The sequence below is a fragment of the Bacillus cereus group sp. BfR-BA-01382 genome, assembly GCF_022663475.1.
Taxonomy (GTDB): domain Bacteria; phylum Bacillota; class Bacilli; order Bacillales; family Bacillaceae_G; genus Bacillus_A; species Bacillus_A thuringiensis_S.
Window position 1 is genome coordinate 1 of sequence record NZ_JAKUFQ010000095.1, and the last position, 21,132, is coordinate 21,132.

Below are 21,132 nucleotides of genomic sequence, written 5' to 3' on the forward strand. Positions count from 1 at the left end.
TAACCAATCTCAAATGCACTTCAAAGCACATTTTATTCATTTCTTGCTTACAAGTGCTATTATGGAATATATTTAACATAATAAAAAGTACGTACTTTAAAGTGTTATAGGTACTAAAAAGTAATATATACACTTTAAAGTGCAGTTCTGCTTACTTCTCTCTTACATCAGTTATTATGAACGACATTTCGCACAATAAATAGTACGTACTTTAAAGTGTTATCGGCACTAAAAAGAAATAATTTTAGTATTACAACGTATTTAGGCTCAAAACTATAATCTAAATTCATCAAAGGAGTTTTTTTATGAAAACATACAATATTCCTGTAGAGGCGACTTTAGAAGTTATTGGCGGAAAGTGGAAAGTTGTTATCCTTTGTCATTTAAAAAAAGGGACAAAAAGAACGAGTGAATTAAAACGATTAATGCCTGGTATTACGCAAAAAATGTTAACGCAACAATTACGGGAACTAGAAGAAGATGGTGTAATCCAAAGGAAAATATATGACCAAGTACCACCGAAAGTAGAGTACTCTTTAACCGATTACGGTTCGTCTTTAGGAGCTATACTCGATTCCCTCTGTTCCTGGGGAGAAGTTCATCTTGAAAAAACCGGGAACACATCCATGCTGATTACAGCCGATGAATAATAACTGCTCCTACTATATGTGTAAATTCTATCCAAGATAAAAAAACGGTTGAGACAATACTTGCCTCAACCGTTTTTTATGTCTCTTTATAATTTTTTGCCGTAATGACTGTTTCAAACTCAAAGGTTTCTGGTAGATGATCTGCATAAGAATATTCAAAAGTTCGTCCATCCGTTAAGTAAGCTACTTGTTCAACTCGCATTAGGAAATCCTGATTTGTTAAGTTCATAAACTGCTTTTCCCTATCATCTGGGCGAATTCCTTTAACCCTGACAACAGATGTCCCTACTTCAAGGCCAAGTTTATTTTGAATATGTGAGTATATCGACTCCTCTAAAACAGAAGCCTCAACACCTGGGATAACCGAAATTGGCATCCATGTATGCTCCATAATCGTCGGAATGCTGTGAATGATGCGGAGGCGAATGATTTTATAGACGAAATCACCGATTGAAACTCCCAATTTCTCAGCAACTACTTCATCAGCCCCAACAATCGCAAACTCGATAATTTTACTTTCTACCTCACTGCCGTATACAGCTTTCGTACCCGTTAAAGTTTGAATCATTCGTGCCTTTTCCTGTTGACGCCAATCTTGCACCACTGTTCCGCTTCCGCGCCGGCGGATGATGTAGCCATCTCTAACTAATAGATCCAGCGCTTTCTTAATAGTAAGGGCTGAAACACCAAATTCTTCAGCAAGGACGGGGCTACTCGGAATTTTTTCGTTGATTTTATATTCACCGTCTAAAATTTGCTGTTTAATCTTTTGATAAATGCCGAGGTATTTTACTTGTGTTGATCCGCTTGCCATTTTCATACCTCCTTTATACTGCAAACTCTCTTCTATTCATTCAAATGTAAAGCCTCAAGTTTGTAAACTGAAGGTGATGGGGCAGCAAATCCATTTTCTAAGATTTCAATATTCGTTACCGCTTCTTCGTCTTTCACAAGTTTTGGTGCACCATTTATAATTGTTTCATACGCGGAATCATAGAAACGACCGTAATCACCAAGCGGCGTTTTAATTTGTTTTTCAATCCAGTCACCATTTGCATTACGATATTTAGCAACTCCATAGTACATCGGTGAATCTTCACCAAACCCTGCACTCTCAGGCATAATCCCCGCTTTCAAATCATTTTCCTGCTGATCTTCACCATATTTAATAAATGATCCATTTGTTCCATGGACGATAAAGCGTGGATAATCTTTTGCTACGACATGGTTCGTTTTCAGCTTAATCTTCAACTGATTTCCGTAATGTAAACCAACATCGAAATAATTATCAACCGCACCTTCCATTTCATTATTACGAATATCGTATGTCACCGTATCTGGACGGCCGAATAGTGAAATCATGCGGTCCATCGTATGAATACCTAAACTATAAAATGAACCTTCTTCTTTTGGAGCTTCATGAGTGATTGAACCAGGACGGAAATAATCAATATGTGATTCAATCTCAATAATATCACCAAGGAATCCTTGTTCAACTACTTGCTTCACAGCTAAAAAATCACCATCAAAACGGCGGTTTTGATAAGGCATAACTACTACACCTTTTTCTCGTCCTAAAGCTAATAATTCTTTCGCATGTTCCACTGTATCGCAAAATGGTTTTTCAACGATAACTGACTTTCCAGCAAGTATAACTTTTTTCGCTAATTCGTAATGCGTATGTGCTGGCGTACAGACCGTCACCATTTGAATTTCTTTGTCATTCAACAATTCATCCAAATCAGTAGTGAAGTAAACACCTTTTTCCTTATATGGATCCACTAATTCTTCATTTATTTGACGTACAAAAATCGTTTTTATTTTTATATTATTACGTGTGTTTACATAAGGTAAGTGATAGCGGTTAGCTGACTTTCCAAATCCAATAAAGCCCATTGTTAATGTCATATTTTTCAACTTCCTTGCTCATAAATTTTCGTTTCTATATTTATTATATAATTTAATCATTAAAAGTATATAGTTTTAACTTTATAATTATATATCAAATAAAAAATCCACGATAAAATTCATTCTCACTATAAGTTATGGACCTATAAAGTGAAACTTTAATCAGCGGGGCGGTTTATCCCCTACTGATTATTTACCCGTAAATACCGGGATGAAAAGGAGCGTAATGAACATGGCATATACTACTATATCTATGGAAATTTTCGGATCACCTGAACAAGTATGGCAATTAATCGGAGGTTTCAACTCCCTTCCAGACTGGTTACCTTATATACCTAGTAGTAAATTAACTGAAGGCGGTCGTGTACGTCATCTAGCTAATCCAGATGGTGATACAATTATAGAACGCTTAGAAGTATTCAATGATAAGGAACGCTACTACACGTATTCAATCATGAATGCACCGTTCCCGGTCACTAATTATTTATCTACAATCCGGGTGAAAAAAGGTACTGAAAGTAACACATCATTAGTAGAGTGGTCTGGTACGTTCACTCCTGTTGAAGTTAGTGATGAAGAGGCAATTAATCTGTTCCATGGTATATACAGCGATGGGCTCAAAGCATTGCAGCAAGCATTTCTAGATTAATTAATATAATTGATTGAGAAGAAAAAGTTAATTAACAGTCAAATATTCGACTTTGTGGTTAAATTCATTATGAAAGATAAACAAATACAACTTTCATGCCTGCTTGTTAATGACAAGAAATAAAAAATACTACCTCCAAATGGAAGGTAGTATTTTTTTATTAATCAGGAAAAACAATTAATCCCTCTTCTTTTTCCTCCTGTTTTAAATCTTCTTCTGGGAAGGTTACAGTTGAATTTTTATCACCTGTTCTTTTTGTTTCTTCACCTGGAAATACGAAAGTTGAATTTTCTTTTCCTTCATTTTTTTCTATGTTATCTGGAAATACCATAGGATCATTGGTAGTCAAATCACTATTATATCCAAGGTTAGACAAAATCGCCCTTAAATCTGGTAAAACCCCTATTTTATCAGATGATGGGTTATTAGACTTTGTGCCTGTATTTGGATTACTTAAAATTGCTCTCAATTCTTTTGGTGAATATGCCTTACCTAAATGTTCTTTAGCAATCCCTTGAATCGATACAGCAGCCCCAGCAATTATAGGCGAAGCGCTAGAAGTACCACGGAAATTAGGAGTATAACGATTAATTATGTTCTGATCTGTAATTTTTTGTCCTTTACTATTTTGATTTTGATATGTATCTAATGTATCAACATATTCTCCCCAACCATATACATCAATTCTACTACCATAGTTAGAGAAAGCTAAACGTTTATGAGGAACTCTTGCAGTAGATGCTCCAACTATAATAGATCCTGAATCTTTAAAGTCTGGACTATTTCGATTTAAAATCTGTTTACCATTACGGTCTTTAAATTCATCTAAATCAATCCCACCATTACCAGCTGCTTCTACAATAATAATGCCTTTATCTGTCCCTTTGCGAATTGCGTTAAATATACTAGGATACACTTCGACTGGTAAAGGGTCATCTCCATATCCATCATATTTAAAGGATTCTTCAATTAATAAAACATCTCCAGCCTGTAAAGAATCTACGGCACTTAAAATAGCATCTCTTACATCGATTCTCCCATTATCTCGGATCACTGAAATTACTTTTGCCTTTGCTTTTGGTGCAATCCCAATGTTCCCAATTCCATTGTCAGCTGCAGAAACAACACCTAGAACTGAAGTACCATGAGAAAGATCATTACTCATTTTTCCAGACATAAATTCAATATTTTGACCGACTAAATCTTCATGATTTAATAACCAGCCTTCTTCCAAATCTACAAAAGTTGCTCCCTGACCATTTCCTCCTTTAATTCCCCAAGCATAAGGAGCATTAATTCCTAAAGGTGCCTCTTCAAGATATCCCTGTCTCGAAAATCTAGGTTCATCATAAGGATTGACTGATAATACAAGCCCTCTCGAGCCAGTTGTTGTGTTTATACTCTTATTAGAACGAACTTGTATTTTACTAGAATCGTTATTAGCAGCATGTACTGTATTTGTTACAAATGTCGTACCTACCCCAGCAAAAGTTGTAATTGCAAGTGATGATATCAACATACCCTTAAAATTTTTCATTTTTCCACCTCTAGTTTTCTATTAGAAATAACATATTTAATAATTTGTGCGAACAAAAAACATTTTATCTCATTATAAAAATTAATAGATTTTTATAACTTTTTGATTTACATAAAAACTCCCTTCATTCTTGTAATTCAATGTGTACATTTCAAAACAACGAACTTACTGTAACTATTATAGTTACACCTTTATTGATTTTCAACTACGAAATATAAATTTTAAAAAATAAATTTATATTACTTTAAAACAGTACTAGCCTTTTACGCACATACAAATGCAAAACGTTTGTCCAAATTACAGCAATCAATAAGTTTATGGACTGCGAAAGAAATAAGAAAAAGCAAAACACTAAGTGCTTTGCTCCTTATAAAATCCCTTTTAACTTTTCACCAATTAACTTCGCTACATACTCATAACCTTCTGGTCCAAAGTGTAATCCATCTTTTTCATCATTTTCTACAAATCTTTTATAATCCCGTTCTTGAATCATTTCAGCGAATACGTTTAGAAAATAACTTCCTGTTTCCCTCGCCACTTCCTCCACCACGTCTGCATACTGACCAAGTACTCTATTTGTTCTTGTTATGCTGTCTTTCTTCATCAACTGGTGCAGGACTAATCAGTAGTACTTTATTTGATGAAATTTGGTTCACAATCTTCTCTAAGTTTTCTTTATATGCTTGTAATGACACTTGAGAAAAAGGGACTGCATCATTCGTACCAAGAAAAACTGTTACGAAATCTGGTTTATATGATATTACATCTTCTTCAATTCTATTTAACGCATCAAATGTATTATCACCTGGAATACCTGCATTCACTATTTTCCAGTTCGGAAACACCTCTTGCAAACGTGGTGTTAATCTCGGCATTCCATTAAAAAATGTTTCATCAGCTGTAATACTATCTCCAAAGCATACTAACGTTTTCATTAAGCTATTCTCCTTTTACGTATGAAACAACTTTCCTTCTATTGCTTTTATATATCTTTCAGCAGAACGTTCAACTGCCTCATTTGCATTTTCTTTTACTACTCGATGAAAAGCGTTGTATAAACGATTAAACTGTAACGGCTTCACTCGATTCACCATTTCTTCCACTTTTCTCGCTGGTAGTGGAATTAAGTTTGGATAGCTGTACATGAAGCTTACCCACCTTTCATCCGCTACAACTTGAATAATATCACCTGTTAACAAAATCCCTTTTCCATCATTACCTTCTTCCCAATGTAAGACAGATCCACCTTTAAAATGTCCCCCTAAACGATGAATGACTAATCCATCAGCTAATTGTAATGACTCTCCAGACCAGTAAATAATACGACTACTCGGGCGCATTACCCACTCTTTATCATCTTCATGTATATAAATTGGTACATCAAATGTCTCCGCCCATTCTACCTGCGTTGAATAATAATGCGGATGAGACAATGCAATTGCATCTAATCCACCAAGCTCTTTTATCTTCTCAATTGTCGTTTCATCTAAATACGTAATACAGTCCCATAGTAAACGATATGACTCTGTTTTCACTATAAATGCAATTTGACCGATCGCAAATCCTGGTTTTGTCGTAATACTATAAAGTCCATTTTCCTCTTCGATTATTTCATTTTTATATGTATCACCTGTTTGTAAGCTTTCTAGTGTCGTCCAAGATTGTCCTTTTTGGTTAACATATTGCCTCTCTTCATCACAAATATGACAACTCACCGGTTCTTCTACACTCGCTGCATACTGCACACCACACGTTGTACAAACGAAATTTTCCATAATAATTCCCCCTATCCCTATTTCTTTATTAAGCTGACTTTTGTTGATAATGATCTGCTTTTTTATTTTCAATTAACAAACTTATAAAAGTAAGTAAATAGACAACTGTAACCGATAATGGAATTACAATAAATCCTTTTTCTGCAAAAAGAATCCCACAAACTGACGTTACAAATACAGTCCCTACTGACAATAAACCATAACTTTTACTTTCATAAATCCATACGTACGGAATAAAATGAACACCTATTAACATCGCTACTACAAAAGGTAACCATTCTGGAAATTGAAAATAGGCAAGTAATACAAGTGGAATATTCAATACATTTATCCCACCAATTAAGCCTGCCAAAACCCCTAACGGATTTCCTTTCGCAAACATATCAATTTTCAATATAGCAGCTATCATTAAGCCAAAAGGAAACACACAGCCCATACCGATTAAATATACCCACACCACTTGTTTTTCAGAAAGAACAAATCCCGTTATACTCATAACTATCCAAAATAAAACGCCGGCTAATATAATCGGTAAGCCTCTCTTCGTTTTTATTGCTAAATCCTTTTTCGCTTCTGCAACATTCATTTCACTATCTCCCCCAAAAATATTTGTGCTATAAAGCCGGCTTAATTTCACCCATCCAATAACGCCAAGCTATTAAATAATCTTCTAAATCTTTCGGGTGGTGTCTTAAACATGTGTCTATACGTAAATATAATCCTATGACTATTTCTTCATATAAATCACAGTCTTTTTTATGAAATACACACTGTTTCATCGCATAATTAATTGTTTCTTTTGTTAAATTTTCCGGAGTTGAACAAAACGCGTAAATTAAATCGTATATAGGATCTCCTAACACTGGTAAAGGATCAATTACACCGTGCAGTTTATTCTCTTTAAATATAAAGTTATGAAATCCAAGATCACCATGCAATAAAAATGGCTGATTTATTCCAGCATCCCTATTTGCTAAATTAAGAACCGTTCTATACTCTTCTTCACTTATGTAACGTCTTACATTTTCATGAGCTTCTATCACATTTGTTGTTAAAAATTCACTCCAAGATTGAAGCAGATTTTCTTTCCATCCCCAGCCATCAACCTCTGTAGCCACTTCATACTTATTGATAACTTCCTTTACAAGTTTACAAAGAACACTCCGTTTATGGCCTAGTTTGCAAGACGTTGTGCCCTCAAGGAATGAGTAAACAATATAGCGATTTAAAGGTTCCTTATATAAAAGCTTTGGAAATAATTCGTCCTTTTTATAAAACTGAAGAAAATAAGCTTCTTCACGTATGACATCCGATTCATTCAACTTTACAACGTATTGTTCATCCAACAAATATACAGTACTTGTCGTTCCCCCGTTTAATGCTTTTACGCTATTTGGATAATGTGAAATAACTTTTTCCTTAATTAGTTGTGCAGTGATTATTGAAATTTCCATTCTCTCACCCTTTAATTCGGAATATTCCCTTAATTTAAAAGACAACTTTACTATTATTTGACAAACGTGAGGGGAATCCTGCCAACCATCCTAATATAGCAAACAACAATTTTATTTTATTACAATGGCTTTCTTCAATATTCCATCATATAGTTCATTCCATTTATGGTAATGTGATGTGATTTCATCACTCTAAATGCTCTTCATATACTCTAATAATTTCTATTGCCGGGTCTCTGTCTTGTAATTTATGAGCCAAACTTTCTACACCAAACACTTCTGTAAAAGTATGACTGTCTACAATTAAATTAATCCCTTTAAATTTCGCATGTTGCACTGTATATAATGTTTTTTCACCTGTTATGTACGTGTCACATCCTTTTTCTAATGCACGTTCAATTAAATTTGTATTGTTTCCTGCACCGGTTAAAATCGCAATCCGTTTTACTGGTTTATCATGATTTCTCCAGCTCTTCACTTTCTCTTCCATTTTTTCTTCCAGTTTTCCAACTAAGTTTGAAAAAGGAATCGCTTCTTTATATTCTCCTATTCCCGGTAGTTCTTCTTCCTCATACGTGGAATATTCTAGTATTGTATCTATCCCAATTCCGTTAAATAACGACGTACACGTGCCAAACTTTACAAAATCTAACGGCAAATGAATCCAAAAATGATTCATTTCATATTGCTTCAATTTCTCAATACAAGCCTTTTCCATACCAAATAAAAAACTCCACGGCGCATGATGTGTAACTATCATATCGACTCCATTTTTATACGCTTCTTCAATCGTCTCTAATGTCAGATTTGTTGTGTAACCGATTTTGTGAAATTCATCTTTACTTATATGAGTAAAACCATATTCATCATCGCCATATTTGTGAAGATGCTCTTCAAATAATGATGTTATCTGTTCGTTAAACTGCGTTATATTCATTTTATTTCTCCTTTCATTTACTTTTATATTTCAAAAATAAGGAAATACTAAATAACAACGTTACATACATATAGGAGGACACCATGAAACCTGAATTTTTAAAAGCTGTACATGATGCTATCGGAAATGTCGAACACATTCATATAGAAGAAAGCGGTGCTGACAGCTTACTTATCCATCATGATGATGCACAGCAGTTACAACAAGTTGCTGTGGCGTTAGAAAATAATAATTTCCGCTCCGCTTTAAGAACAACCGGAAATGGTTCGTACATTGAAGTATTGAACAGATAATGAAAGTCCGGATGTATTCCGGGCTTTCTTTTTTATCTTGCTATTCACCGGGCAGTAAAACCCCCACTGATTAAAGTTTCACTTTATATTGAAACTTCAAACTCTTTCACATACACCGCTGTTCCAGCAATATCTATTTGTAACTTCTCGTTTTCTATCTCTTTCGTTACATAAACAGTTACACGACCATCTTTATTTATTTCCTGTCCTTGCTCAACGATTAAATCCAATTCATGTTCAAAATCTTTCTCTAAATACTCCGCATAATACGCTCCCATTACACCTGAAGCTGTTCCTGTCACTGGATCTTCAATCGTCCCAGCGTAAGCTGATGAAAAATGACGGCCGTGCATTTGTGCTAGTTCATCATAAGTTTCTAGACAAATTGGGTGAATAGAAGCATTAGGTATTTCTTTTAATACTGATGGAAATGCAGCATTATTAGGTTTCATTCTCTCGCATGCATTAAGATTTTTAATCGGTACAATTACAGTCCAATTACCAGTACTTCCATATACAATCGGTAAACTTACATCTAAATCATTTATTTCTAAACCAATACTATGAGCTAATTTTTCTTTTGAACCTGTAAATTCTTTAAACTGAGGTGCTGCCTGTCTCATTTTAATAAAGGTTTCTCCATTTTTATTTACACCTATTTGTATCGGTAAAATCCCAGCCTTCGTTTCAATCGTAAGGTTACTTTTCTCTTCTAATAAACCTTTTTCGCGCAAAGCATATATCGTCCCTACTGTCCCATGACCACATAAATCCATTTCAAAACCAGGTGTAAAATAACGCATTCTTATATCTCCTACTTCTGAAGAAAGAACAAAAGTTGTTTCGTTATATCCAACTTTTTCAGCAATAATTTGCATTTTCTCTTCCGTTAATCCATCTGCTTCTAATACAATACCTGCTGGATTTCCCTTATTTGGTTTATTCGTAAATGCGTCGTAATGAAATACGTTTATAGTCTTCATTTTCTTTTCTCCTTATTTGTTCATTTCTTTATTTTTATAATAAATAAGAAAATCCATCCACTTACCATTCTCTAAAGAAAACGCCTCTCTCTCGCATTCAAAAGAAAAACCTGATCGTTCCGCAAGACGAACAGATGGCTCATTATCAACATGTATATGTAATTCAATTCTATGAAAATGAAGACTATTATAAAATAACGATAACGCAGCTTTCACGCTTTCTATGCCATATCCATTTTTCCAGTATTGATTATGTATGGAATACCCCATCATCGCCCATTGGTAATCCATTCGTAAAATTTTTATCAGCTCTAACTTTCCAATATTAGCTCCGTCTTCTTTACGAAAAATGCCTAATACATACATCTCATCTCTATGTGCTGCTTCATCAAAACCTCTTATCCATTCCGTGAACCATGCTTTTGTTGATGATACCAGAACTTGATAGCCATCGTCATATTTATACTGCGATGGCAGTCTCTTATTAAATCCATCTAACCAACTTTCGTAATCATCTTTTTGAAATGGACGGATAATGAGTCTATCCGTCTCTACTTCTAATAACGGTAGCTTCATTTAATTTCATCCCTCGAATTATTAATTGAATATTCTTTATTATCTTACACGAAATACAAAATCTAGTAAATTATTATGTTTTTGATACATAAAAACCCAGTCATGCTTTATACATAACTGGGTTCTCCATCGTTTCATAATTTTCTATTTCATAAGAACTACATCTCGTAATTCCCTCTTCAACACTTTTCCTAAAGCATTTTTCGGTAATTCTTCTATGAATACCACTTCTGGTATTTTGTAACTGGCTAATTTCTCCTTACAATACTGAGTAATACTTTCTTCTGTTAATGTTGTTTCGCCATCCTTCACAATGTAAGCTCTTGGAACTTCTCCCCAAAAGTCATCTGGAACTCCAACTACTGCAACTTCTAAAACACCATGTATTTCATGAATAACATCTTCTACTTGATCTGGATATACATTGTCACCACCGCGTATAATAACGTCTTTATATCTTCCCATAATATGCAGGAATCCATCGTCATCTATCATGCCAGCATCACCCATGTTAAACCAGTTATCTTTTACTACCTTCTTTGTCGCCTTTTCATTATTCCAATACCCTTTAAACATGTATGGACTTTTCACATGAATCTCTCCAACTTCATTTGTTGTTAGTTCATGTCCTGTTTCCGGATGAACAATTTTCACCTCTACATTTTTCAAGGTTTTTCCTACAGAAGACATCTTTTCTTTTCCCATCATTGGATGCCATGAGGTTACAACCCAACCTTCTGTACTACCATAGCCTTGCACCATATATATTCCTTTTTCCATATATTTTTGAATGAGTGTTTCTGGCACTTTTGTACCACCGCTTTGTGCTACTTTAAAGGTTGAAATATTACGTTCTTTTTTATTTAATTCATCAAGCATGTAACTATAAACAGCTGGGAACGCAAGCATCGTAGTAATTTTCTCTTCTTCAATCTTATCCCAAATAATAGCAGGATTCGAATCAGCTAAGAAAATCATCGTAACGCCATGATAAATACAATTTAAAATAGAAAGCACGCCACTCATATGGAACAATGGATGCACGGATAAAAAACGTTCACCTGCTGGGATTTCTCTTTGGCCCGCAATTTCAGCAAAATAATGATGCAAGTTTTTATGTCCAATTACACATGCTTTCGCCTGTCCAGTCGTTCCTGAAGTAAATAAGTAAATGGCATCGTCTTCTTCATGAACTTCTACGTTCGGTTCTGACGTTGGCTGTTTTTGCAACTCTAATTCAAATGAACCAAAGCCTTCTTTTGTCGTTTGAATTACATAAGGGATTTCTTTAACAGCATCAATCTTTAATAATACTTCACTAAATTCTTCATCAATAACTAATACTTTTAATTTCGCTTCTTTTACAATCGTTTCTAATTCATAAGCAGTAAGCTGATGATTTAGCGGAATACATACCGCTCCAATTTTTAAACTTGCCATCATAACGCTTGGAAACGGGTGATTATTTTTGCATAGTATTCCTATACGGTCTCCTCTTTGCACACCATTATGTAACAAATAATGTGCAAGCTGATTTACTCGTTCATTATACTGCTGAAACGAATACTTTTTCTCTCCGCCTACAAGCGCTTCCAAATTTGGTGATTGCATTGCTCTTTTTTGTAATAATTTTTGCATCGTTCTCAAGTAAAACTCCCCTTTATATATGTTAGGTTTTTTATTTTACCAGATTAACTATTAATTTACTAAAGATTACACTTAGTGAATATAAGAAGAATATAAAATAGCCATTTACTTCACAAGTAAATGGCTATTTTTCATTATATATTAGAATACTTCTTGTTCATCACATATTGCACATATTCAGGTGCACTTTTATCAATCTCTTCATCACTTAGTTTATATTCTGCACCATATAAATAAAAGGAAGGTATAAATTCCATACCTGTATATAAGCATGTAGCTTGGAATGGTTTCGTCAACTCATCCATTGTAATCCCACTATTTTCATAGTCTTTTTCTAATCCACCTATAGAAATAGCTACACCAAATTCTTTTCCCTTCACTTTATCTCCTTGTGATCCGTATGCAAACCCATATGTTAATACATCATCGAACCATTTTTTCAATAAAGGTGGTGAGCTGTACCAGTAGAGAGGAAATTGAAATATATATCGGTCATGTTCTACTAACAGCTTTTGTTCCTCTTCCACATTAAACTCCCAATTCGGTGCCACTTTATACAATTCATGCACCGTAATTTCATCCGAATATTTCTCAAGTTCTTCAATCCATCTTTTATTAATTTTTGATTTTTCAATATCAGGATGTGCTACAATTACAAGTGTTTTCATCATTTTTCATCCCCTTTATAAATTATTCAACCCTTTACGTATTAGTATGAATGAGTCACATATAATTGAAAAGTACGTACTTTAAAGTGCTATAGGAACCTTAAAGTACCTGTGGAGGTGTTATATGAATCAAAATGATGACTGCCCAATTGCAACGACACTCGATGTAATCGGCGGAAAATGGAAAGTTCATATTTTATGTGTCTTAATAGATGGAAAAATGCGAACAAATGAAATCCGACGAGAAATTCCAAACATTACGCAAAAAGTTCTGACTCAACAACTTCGGCAACTTGAAGCTGATGGAATTATCCATCGTACTGTATATCAAGAAGTTCCACCAAAGGTTGAGTACACAATAAGCGAATATGGGAAATCTTTAATGCAAATTATGGATGAACTATGTGAATGGGGAAAAGATCATCAATTGAAAAGATTACATGACTAAAAAAACATTACCGTCTTTATTAAATCTTCTACATTCATATTAGTAGTTCAATATTTCTACTGAAATTTTATATTAGAGGGACTCCAACAACTCGTAATTTAGAACCCCAAATCTTTCAGAAATAAAAAACAATAACATTCATCTATAAATACTCTTTATAACAAAAGTATCTTATACTTTTCACCTTATATTTTGCTCGGACACTTTTTATTCATTGAACCGCATCCTAGTTGTTAGACATATAGTCAACAATTTGAGATGTGGTTTTATTAGTCGAATAACAGCTCTCATCAACTTTAATAATCATGACTGCAGACAAAATACTTTGCAAAGAGTTCCTGTACAAGGTGATTTTTCACATAGACTTACCAAATAGCATTTTTATAAAAAACTTCTCACATTTAAATTGGACAAGCATATTTTATTATATGAGGACTCCCTACTCATAGAAAACTACCTTTCTATTCTAAGAGCGCGCATATTTGTGTGCTCTTAAATTATTTACAATAAAATAAAGAGTTTATTAATTTTCTTAATTCACTATCGGAAAAGTACCCATAATAATATCTTTATATTTATCTATTTTTTTTTTGATTTTTATAAAACTATATTATTTTGGAGTTGGTTAATACGTTACAAAAAACTGACCGTGTAATCATTATGGTCCCTCCATTTTCACAAGTGTTTGTTACATTTTACTCCTCATCAGGAGCACTTCTTTCATCACAAGTCTTATCTAATACCTCTCCACACCCTGTATCAATGTATGCACTTAATGAAATTGAAAGCGAATTATTTGAAGTCGAGTTAAAACCACTACTACTTCATTAAAACTACGAATAGCGGAAAGACCTTTACAACTCCCATATGGAACTACAGCAGTAGCATTTTTAGCAAAAATAGCACAAGCAGAAGAAGCTGCAGAAACGATATATAGCTTTAACTACACACTTACTATGTAGACTTCTCCTAGGAACTTCATTTTAGTTTCCGAAGAAACTAAAATGAAGTATAATTATATATGTACAATAGATATCATTAATCTATTTACAATTTTTCACATTAGCTCTTAAACAATTAAATAAATGGAGGGCATGATATGGACAATTATTATGATGTAGCGGTAGTTGGTGGTGGTCCAGTTGGACTTATGGCAGCATGTGAATTAGCTATCCAAGGCGTAAAAGTTGTTGTTTTAGAGAGAAGATTAGACCGGGTACGAAATTCTAGAGCACTCACACTACACCCTCGTTCCTTAGAATTGATGGCTATGAGAGGTATTGCAGATAGATTTTTAGCTAGAGGACAGAAATTAAATACAAGTCATTTTGCTGCCTTAGATACAAGATTAAACTTTAAAAATTTAAATACTGATTTTCCGTATACACTTTTTATTCCCCAATCTATTACAGAAGAAATATTAGAAGAACATGCATTAGAATTAGGCGTAGTCATTAAACGCGGGCATACTCTGAAAGACTTAAAACAATATGAAACATTCGTACAACTAGAAATAGAACAAAGAGAAACAATATATAAAATAGAAGTTCCATATGTAATAGGAGCTGATGGAGCAAGAAGTATAGTTCGTGAATTATCAAATATACCGTTTAATGGAACAAACACAACAACTACCGCTATATTAGGTGATGTTATTTTAGAAGGTATACCAGATAATCCATTTTTATCTACTTCTAATATAAATGGGATATTAATGATGGTACCTATTACACCTGATGTATTTCGTTTTGCAATTATTGACCCTAAGAATCAGACAATACCTGTTCATGTTGCTGTTACAGAAAAAGAGTTTATAGATAGTATTTATAGTATTACAGGTAAACATCTTCAAATTAAGAGCACAATATGGCTTTCTCGTTTTGGCAATGCAACCAAACTAGCAAATACTTATCAACATAAGCGTGTATTCTTAGCTGGGGATGCAGCACATATTCATTTCCCTGCTGGAGGACAAGGTTTGAATGTAGGTCTACAAGATGCTTTTAATATAGGATGGAAATTAGGACTCGCAATAAAACAAAAAAAATATGAAAGCCTATTAGAAAGTTATCATATTGAAAGACATGCTGTGGGAAAACAATTTTTCAAGGAAGTACAAGCGCAAGAACAATTAATGATAAACTTTTCAAACGCAGGAATGGAATTGAGGGATTTATTTTCGTACCTACTTACATACCCCGAGATAAATCAAGATTTATCTGAAAGAGTAAGTGGCTTAGGGATAATGTATTCGTCGATGCACGATATAGAAAGGCATCCATTGATAGGAAAAAGATGTACAAACCTCACTATTTCTTCTCTAAATAAGAAAAGTTATAAACTCTTTGAATTAATGCAGGATGGTAAATTTATTTTATTAATACACCCTACTTATATAGATAAGATAAATAAAATAAATATTGATTCACACATAAAGGTGATAATAGGAGAAATACAAGATTCCAAGTTAAAAAATATAGATACCGTTTTGATTCGACCGGATGGTCACATAGCCACCATTGAGTATACCAAGATAGATAACTGCGAATAGTCCGGAAAAATAATCATCCATTGTATTAGTGATACAAAATAAGTTCACTTTTATAAAACGAAAAGAATCCTATTTATTTAGGACTCTTTTCGTTTTGCCCATCTCACTATTTATAAAAACATATCTACAAGGGAAGAAACACTATATTTACAGTTAACTATAAAATCCCGTTCCAAAGGACTACCCAAAACTCCTCACCTATATACTCCCATGATCAAAAATATTTGTCTCTATTTCATATAAAGTATGAAAAGCATCCATAAAGATAAAGCACCAAGGATAGCAAGCACTATACGAGTAGATAGTACTCTTACTTCAAAATCGGTTTTCTTGGATGGTTCAGGATATGCAATTACATAAATCCCTTTTAATAGTGCGAGCCATGCAATAAGTGTAATGAGTCCCTGCCAATTAAGTGTCCAAACATTATGTAAGATAACAGTACCTAACCCGAGGAAAATTGATAGAAAGCCATACATAATTCCAAATCCTCTGTCTTCTACCACTAATTTTTTCAGTTCACGTAGTATAGATGGTCGTACAAAAAGTATTCCTGAGATGATAACCGTTATCCACCCCCAAAAAAATCCTAAAAAAAGGCTTACCTCCATTGTTACTCCACTCCTTTCAATTACATTTATATTTCAGTTATTTTCCCTTTAGTATTAGATCTATAGATAAAAAACTAAAAATGTAACTTTGGAGTAAAGTCGTACTCTTTATAAAATATTTCATGTGTACATAAATAATCCTTCACCTTACTAATTTTTAATAAAATAAGCTAATTAAGAAGTATAACAAATTAATAACCACCCTACATACAACTTATGTTAGTAAGAAAATCACATGCACTTATACATATTACTTTTGTATAAAATCTTAAAAATTGTAGTCAAAGAATTACTTTTGCATCCTCTTCTTAATGTCTAGACAATCAGTATTTAAACTAAACATGCTAATATTGATTTTGTGCGATTGTCCGTTACCTCATAATAAATTTCTAATCCTTTCCGAGTACCTGTAACCATTTTAGCAGCTTTTAGTTTAGATAAATGTTGACTAATTGTACTTTGAGGCATTTGTAAATCCCCATACATTGTTGTTACATTAGTAGGGCCTTTTGCAAGCATTATTTTTACTAAAGATAGACGAACGGGATGCGCCAATACCTTTAACACCTCAGCAATTTCTTGAAACATTTCTTTTTTTTCTCTCATCTTATTTCTCCCCTTTTATATACATATTTATGTTATCCATATATATAATTCGAAGGTATATGCGTTTTTATGTCCGTCATTTTAAAAAAATATAAAAAAACTTTAATCCGAAACTAAAGGAGAATCTTAACATAATGTCTCACCACTACTCTATATTCAACTTACTAAAATCAATAAAAAAAGAGCAGATAGTCTGCTCTCTTATGATGCCTCCTTATGTTCCGTGGAATGTTTAACACTCCCCATTCTCTTTAGTTTATTCCATCCTACCGCTACTCCTCGAAGCGATGAACATATAGATTTAATGACAACATAAGTCATAAATTGACGATAAATAAAGCGTTGTAAAATTAACCACACTAACGGTTTAGGGTTCTCTTCCTCTAATTTAAATGCAAACAGAGATGCGAGCAGATCTAATAAAAAGAATACAAAATAAAATCCTAAAACTTTTAGCGGATCGCTACCAAATAGCCCCATGATCATTAATATATCCGCTAAAGGAGCAATGAATTGCAGAACATATTGGAATAACCACATGTTAGGCAATGCAATAAACCCTAATGTTTTATGTTTTGAATTACACAAAGCTTTTCGATGTTTCCAAAGACATTGGAGCGTACCATATGACCAACGATACCGCTGTTTAATAAGACTTTTCACATCTTCAGGTGATTCCGTAAAAGCATACGCTTTTTCTTCATATACAATTCTATGCCCTTGACGTAAAAATGTAATAGTAAGATCCGTATCTTCTGCTAATGTATCTTCGCTTAAATATCCAGATTCAACTACATTCTTCTTGCGCCACGCCCCAATAGCTCCTGGAACAACTGTAATACAATTTAACTCATCAAAAGCTCTACGTTCTAAATTAAACCCTGTAATATACTCAACATGTTGCCAAGTAGTTAACAAATTTCGTCTATTCCCCACTTTAACATTACCTGAAACTGCTGCTACATTCTGATCTTCAAAGTGTCTAATCATTAGAGAAATGGCGTCTTGCGCAATAATAGTGTCCGCATCTAAAGTAACAATGATTTCTCCTCGCGATTGTTGAAACGCTAGGTTCATTGCCGATGATTTCCCGCCGTTTTCTTTCTGAATGAAACGAACTTTAGAGTGTTTATAAAATGTTTCTTTCATTACTTTTGACGTATCATCTGTCGATCCGTCATCCACAACAATAACTTCAAATTCTCTATAATTACTATCCAAAATTGAGCGAATCGTCTTAGCTATCACCTTTTCTTCATTATATGCCGCTATGACAACACTAACAAAAGGTTGATATGACGAATTAATATAGCGAGATAGCGTTTTTCTTTTCTGCTTCCATGCAAAATAAATTAAGAATAAGAATCGAAAAATCCCTAATCCAATAGCAACATAAAAAATAGTTGTTAATATATGTTTAAAGTATCCTGCCCCTGAAAAGACAGCTTTATTGTAAAGTAAATATTGCTTCCCCTCTGAAGAAACAGGAGGCATAATTTCCTCTCGTTCTTTATTCATTAAATCCGAGATTGTTACAAAACTATATCCATGCTTTCTTAGGTCTTTGATAATGATGGGGAGCGCCTCTACTGTATGGGTACGATTCCCTCCCGCATCATGAAGAAGAATAATATTTCCCTCTCCCTTATAAACGGGATTAAGAGCACGCTTTACTAATTCATTTGTTGATGGTGTTGCCCAGTCTTCGGGATCCACTTTTTCTGCTACCATTGTATAGTTCATATTTTGTGCCCGTAAAATAGGCACTATTTCATTTGAGGAATCCGGGTTAGCATCCGCTTCGTATGGTGGCCTAAACAAAACTGTAGAATGCCCAGTTATTTCCTGGATCAGACGTTGCGTCGTATTAAGTTCTACTTTTGTTCGTAGTAAAGACGTATCAGCTACGTTAGGATGCTTGAAAGTATGATTGCCAATTTCATGCCCTTCATCGTATATTCTTTTTACAATACTAGGATTTAGTTGTGCGTTTTCACCAAGGACAAAAAAAGCAGCTTTTATTTTATTCTCTTTTAATATATTTAAAATTTCTGGCGTATATTTCGGGTCTGGTCCATCATCAAATGTTAATACTACTTGTTTCCCTTTCGGTTTTCCATATCGTTGCACTTCGTATGCAGATGGTAAGGATTGATATACTTCATCTGTAAGATAACCATCTTTGCCTACTTTAAAATCTCTCAATCCATTTTTTCTTTCATTCTCAATCTGTAAAATTTCACCTTGTCCAGAATAATTTACTTCATCTAAACTATTGATTTTATGTAATACATTAGGATTTTTTTGTGCCTCAATAGGATTTTTTAAAACTTTCCATATTGTAGGATCTTCTGCTCCCAATCTCCATAACGCAACCCCCTTTGCATTGTTGTCCATTGCGATTTTCACTTGATTATAGAGAGTAACACCGTCTAAGAACCATGCAGTATGTTCTTTCTCTCCTGTTTTATATCTAAAATAAGGATTTCCACTCATGTTATCCCATTGAATTTTCATATTTGAATCATGAGCCATTGCCATAACTTCTGAGAAAGTTAAAGACTTCGCAGCTTCTTTACTATTCACTTCCCAATCATATCCATAGTTACCGAAAGCAACTATAAGTTTATTAGACGGAATATTCAGTTCTTTTAATGTATGTTGGAACCATTTATTTGAAGCAATTGGTCCTGGTTCCCCGGCTCCATAGTGCTCATCGTACATCATTACAATCATTCGATCTATTATTTTTGCTAACGCACTATAATCAAAAGCCTTATCATTAGCTGGAACATCTTGTGTAACGAGCAAATCATGTTCATGAAATTCCGTAGTAAGTTCTTTCATAAAATTTGTTAAGTTTTCTCTATCACTTTCAGGTACGGCCTCAAAGTCAATATTAATACCTGAAAACTGATTCTTTTTAACTTGGCTTACTAAATCATTAATAAATTTCGTCTTCACATCATTCGGCGAATTCAGTAACTTATGGATAAGCTCACTATCAGGGCCAGAAGCTTTTTCTGTATAGTTAGTAAGTAACGGCATAATTTTCACATGATTTTTTTTGGCTAGTTTTACAATCTCAGGTTTTATCTCACTTCTAATCGTTAAATCTTCTTTTAAATGATACCATTCTGGTACTAACGTGGTTAATGAATCGATATTTTCTTTTAAAGAAGCGGTACTATTTTCATCCCAGTTTACATAAAAACCATACACTTCTTTAGGTTGTTTACTATCGTTTGTCGAATTCACCAAATTTTTATTATCCTTCATTTCGGTATTTGGCTTGAATTCTTCGTTCTTTAACTGCTCCTCACTAAGTTTTTGATTAATTGGTACAGGTTTCGTATCTTGTTTTACAGTAGGATTCATGTTTGGAATTTCTGGTGTTGAAAAAATACTTTGAAAGAAAAAATAAAATAAAACACCTACACTAACTATTGAGATACATAGAAACCAAATAAAGGCTATGTTTCTCCTTCCTTTCGGATCATAAAAAACAGGTTTTTCTTTATCTTTCTCTTGTTGAATGTTTTTCTCCATTATATTTTTCACATACTCCTTCTTAATAGAACTATAGAATAATAAAGTGCAACTTTAATCAGCCCTCACCAATTGGGCATTTACAAGCAGCCCAACCCCCACCTAACTTCTTTGCCCAAGCCAAATTTTGAGATGGGAGTTTTACTGCCCACAATAGCGAGAGAAATCCTTTTAGCTTTGAAATGAATCTCTCACTTCCATATTCTATTGATTCTTCTTTTCATTCCCTTGCTGGTGGCCCCTATTTTCTTGTTGAGACCCCCTACCATTGTTCCCTTGCTCGTTTCCAT

General features: G+C 33.9%; 19 protein-coding genes and 1 pseudogene. 5 read left to right on the plus strand and 15 right to left on the minus strand.

Annotation, left to right across the window (positions count from 1 at the left end; all coding sequences use genetic code 11):
* Positions 1–305: 305 nt before the first annotated feature.
* Complete coding sequence (locus MR160_RS26425) at positions 306–650, plus strand: winged helix-turn-helix transcriptional regulator (RefSeq protein WP_000860826.1); 345 nt, start codon at positions 306–308, stop codon at positions 648–650.
* Positions 651–726: 76 nt separating this feature from the next.
* Here the strand turns inward: MR160_RS26425 and MR160_RS26430 are convergent, their stop codons facing one another.
* Positions 727–1,464, minus strand: a complete 738-nt coding sequence (locus tag MR160_RS26430) for a GntR family transcriptional regulator (protein ID WP_000146279.1) — start codon at positions 1,462–1,464, stop codon at positions 727–729.
* A gap of 32 nt (positions 1,465–1,496) precedes the next feature.
* On the minus strand, positions 1,497–2,558 hold the full coding sequence (locus tag MR160_RS26435; RefSeq protein WP_086390685.1) for an oxidoreductase: 1,062 nt from the start codon (positions 2,556–2,558) through the stop codon (positions 1,497–1,499).
* Between the two features lie 232 nt (positions 2,559–2,790).
* On the opposite strand from MR160_RS26435, the gene MR160_RS26440 reads away from it, so the two are divergent.
* A complete protein-coding gene (locus MR160_RS26440) occupies positions 2,791–3,207 on the plus strand; it encodes an SRPBCC family protein (protein WP_000332041.1) in 417 nt (138 codons plus the stop codon).
* A gap of 160 nt (positions 3,208–3,367) precedes the next feature.
* Here the strand turns inward: MR160_RS26440 and MR160_RS26445 are convergent, their stop codons facing one another.
* The 6 genes and pseudogenes from MR160_RS26445 to MR160_RS26470 form a co-directional block, all read right to left on the minus strand.
* Positions 3,368–4,744 (minus strand): S8 family peptidase, encoded by a 1,377-nt coding sequence (locus tag MR160_RS26445; RefSeq protein WP_044784238.1) that lies wholly within the window; start codon positions 4,742–4,744, stop codon positions 3,368–3,370.
* 367 nt (positions 4,745–5,111) lie between these two features.
* Positions 5,112–5,679 (minus strand): annotated as a pseudogene (locus MR160_RS26450) (SGNH/GDSL hydrolase family protein).
* A 15-nt stretch (positions 5,680–5,694) separates the two neighbouring features.
* Positions 5,695–6,519 (minus strand): MBL fold metallo-hydrolase, encoded by an 825-nt coding sequence (locus tag MR160_RS26455; protein ID WP_098900494.1) that lies wholly within the window; start codon positions 6,517–6,519, stop codon positions 5,695–5,697.
* Positions 6,520–6,547: 28 nt separating this feature from the next.
* A complete protein-coding gene (locus tag MR160_RS26460) occupies positions 6,548–7,105 on the minus strand; it encodes a DUF7010 family protein (RefSeq protein ID WP_001099747.1) in 558 nt (185 codons plus the stop codon).
* A gap of 28 nt (positions 7,106–7,133) precedes the next feature.
* Positions 7,134–7,973, minus strand: coding sequence for an aminoglycoside phosphotransferase family protein (locus tag MR160_RS26465; protein WP_000406146.1), 840 nt, complete (start codon positions 7,971–7,973; stop codon positions 7,134–7,136).
* A gap of 187 nt (positions 7,974–8,160) precedes the next feature.
* Positions 8,161–8,910 (minus strand): Nif3-like dinuclear metal center hexameric protein, encoded by a 750-nt coding sequence (locus tag MR160_RS26470; protein ID WP_242298481.1) that lies wholly within the window; start codon positions 8,908–8,910, stop codon positions 8,161–8,163.
* Positions 8,911–8,993: 83 nt separating this feature from the next.
* Between MR160_RS26470 and MR160_RS26475 the strand changes: the two genes are divergently transcribed.
* Entirely contained in the window at positions 8,994–9,203 is a 210-nt protein-coding gene (locus MR160_RS26475; protein WP_098900495.1) for a hypothetical protein, read from the plus strand.
* An 83-nt stretch (positions 9,204–9,286) separates the two neighbouring features.
* Here MR160_RS26475 and MR160_RS26480 read toward each other — a convergent pair whose 3' ends face one another.
* From MR160_RS26480 to MR160_RS26495, 4 genes are all read right to left on the minus strand, one after another.
* Positions 9,287–10,186, minus strand: coding sequence for a PhzF family phenazine biosynthesis isomerase (locus MR160_RS26480; RefSeq protein ID WP_000849331.1), 900 nt, complete (start codon positions 10,184–10,186; stop codon positions 9,287–9,289).
* A 12-nt stretch (positions 10,187–10,198) separates the two neighbouring features.
* The gene (locus MR160_RS26485; RefSeq protein ID WP_000775342.1) at positions 10,199–10,762 is read right to left on the minus strand and encodes a GNAT family N-acetyltransferase; all 564 of its coding nucleotides are present in this window, start codon (positions 10,760–10,762) and stop codon (positions 10,199–10,201) included.
* A 144-nt stretch (positions 10,763–10,906) separates the two neighbouring features.
* A complete protein-coding gene (locus MR160_RS26490; protein ID WP_242298483.1) occupies positions 10,907–12,400 on the minus strand; it encodes a class I adenylate-forming enzyme family protein in 1,494 nt (497 codons plus the stop codon).
* Between the two features lie 143 nt (positions 12,401–12,543).
* Positions 12,544–13,077: an NAD(P)H-dependent oxidoreductase gene (locus tag MR160_RS26495; RefSeq protein WP_002082441.1), complete on the minus strand. Its 534-nt coding sequence runs from the start codon at positions 13,075–13,077 to the stop codon at positions 12,544–12,546.
* Positions 13,078–13,201: 124 nt separating this feature from the next.
* Here MR160_RS26495 and MR160_RS26500 point away from each other — a divergent pair, with 124 nt between their 5' ends.
* Complete coding sequence (locus tag MR160_RS26500) at positions 13,202–13,525, plus strand: winged helix-turn-helix transcriptional regulator (protein WP_001072962.1); 324 nt, start codon at positions 13,202–13,204, stop codon at positions 13,523–13,525.
* A gap of 1,099 nt (positions 13,526–14,624) precedes the next feature.
* On the plus strand, positions 14,625–16,076 hold the full coding sequence (locus tag MR160_RS26505) for an FAD-dependent oxidoreductase (RefSeq protein ID WP_000371167.1): 1,452 nt from the start codon (positions 14,625–14,627) through the stop codon (positions 16,074–16,076).
* A 230-nt stretch (positions 16,077–16,306) separates the two neighbouring features.
* On the opposite strand, the gene MR160_RS26510 is transcribed toward MR160_RS26505, so the two are convergent.
* From MR160_RS26510 to MR160_RS26520, 3 genes are all read right to left on the minus strand, one after another.
* On the minus strand, positions 16,307–16,687 hold the full coding sequence (locus MR160_RS26510; protein ID WP_000453955.1) for a hypothetical protein: 381 nt from the start codon (positions 16,685–16,687) through the stop codon (positions 16,307–16,309).
* 330 nt (positions 16,688–17,017) lie between these two features.
* Positions 17,018–17,293 (minus strand): ArsR/SmtB family transcription factor, encoded by a 276-nt coding sequence (locus MR160_RS26515; protein WP_001208312.1) that lies wholly within the window; start codon positions 17,291–17,293, stop codon positions 17,018–17,020.
* A gap of 201 nt (positions 17,294–17,494) precedes the next feature.
* Positions 17,495–20,842, minus strand: coding sequence for a trifunctional glycoside hydrolase family 18/polysaccharide deacetylase/glycosyltransferase family 2 protein (locus MR160_RS26520; RefSeq protein ID WP_242298484.1), 3,348 nt, complete (start codon positions 20,840–20,842; stop codon positions 17,495–17,497).
* Positions 20,843–21,132 lie beyond the last annotated feature (290 nt).

Coding starts and splice junctions, on each gene's coding strand:
- MR160_RS26425 (WP_000860826.1), top strand. CDS start 306: ATGAAAACATACAATATTCCTGTAGAGGCGACTTTAGAAGTTATTGGC.
- MR160_RS26430 (WP_000146279.1), bottom strand. CDS start 1,464: ATGGCAAGCGGATCAACACAAGTAAAATACCTCGGCATTTATCAAAAG.
- MR160_RS26435 (WP_086390685.1), bottom strand. CDS start 2,558: ATGACATTAACAATGGGCTTTATTGGATTTGGAAAGTCAGCTAACCGC.
- MR160_RS26440 (WP_000332041.1), top strand. CDS start 2,791: ATGGCATATACTACTATATCTATGGAAATTTTCGGATCACCTGAACAA.
- MR160_RS26445 (WP_044784238.1), bottom strand. CDS start 4,744: ATGAAAAATTTTAAGGGTATGTTGATATCATCACTTGCAATTACAACT.
- MR160_RS26455 (WP_098900494.1), bottom strand. CDS start 6,519: ATGGAAAATTTCGTTTGTACAACGTGTGGTGTGCAGTATGCAGCGAGT.
- MR160_RS26460 (WP_001099747.1), bottom strand. CDS start 7,105: ATGAATGTTGCAGAAGCGAAAAAGGATTTAGCAATAAAAACGAAGAGA.
- MR160_RS26465 (WP_000406146.1), bottom strand. CDS start 7,973: ATGGAAATTTCAATAATCACTGCACAACTAATTAAGGAAAAAGTTATT.
- MR160_RS26470 (WP_242298481.1), bottom strand. CDS start 8,910: ATGAATATAACGCAGTTTAACGAACAGATAACATCATTATTTGAAGAG.
- MR160_RS26475 (WP_098900495.1), top strand. CDS start 8,994: ATGAAACCTGAATTTTTAAAAGCTGTACATGATGCTATCGGAAATGTC.
- MR160_RS26480 (WP_000849331.1), bottom strand. CDS start 10,186: ATGAAGACTATAAACGTATTTCATTACGACGCATTTACGAATAAACCA.
- MR160_RS26485 (WP_000775342.1), bottom strand. CDS start 10,762: ATGAAGCTACCGTTATTAGAAGTAGAGACGGATAGACTCATTATCCGT.
- MR160_RS26490 (WP_242298483.1), bottom strand. CDS start 12,400: ATGCAAAAATTATTACAAAAAAGAGCAATGCAATCACCAAATTTGGAA.
- MR160_RS26495 (WP_002082441.1), bottom strand. CDS start 13,077: ATGAAAACACTTGTAATTGTAGCACATCCTGATATTGAAAAATCAAAA.
- MR160_RS26500 (WP_001072962.1), top strand. CDS start 13,202: ATGAATCAAAATGATGACTGCCCAATTGCAACGACACTCGATGTAATC.
- MR160_RS26505 (WP_000371167.1), top strand. CDS start 14,625: ATGGACAATTATTATGATGTAGCGGTAGTTGGTGGTGGTCCAGTTGGA.
- MR160_RS26510 (WP_000453955.1), bottom strand. CDS start 16,687: ATGGAGGTAAGCCTTTTTTTAGGATTTTTTTGGGGGTGGATAACGGTT.
- MR160_RS26515 (WP_001208312.1), bottom strand. CDS start 17,293: ATGAGAGAAAAAAAAGAAATGTTTCAAGAAATTGCTGAGGTGTTAAAG.
- MR160_RS26520 (WP_242298484.1), bottom strand. CDS start 20,842: ATGGAGAAAAACATTCAACAAGAGAAAGATAAAGAAAAACCTGTTTTT.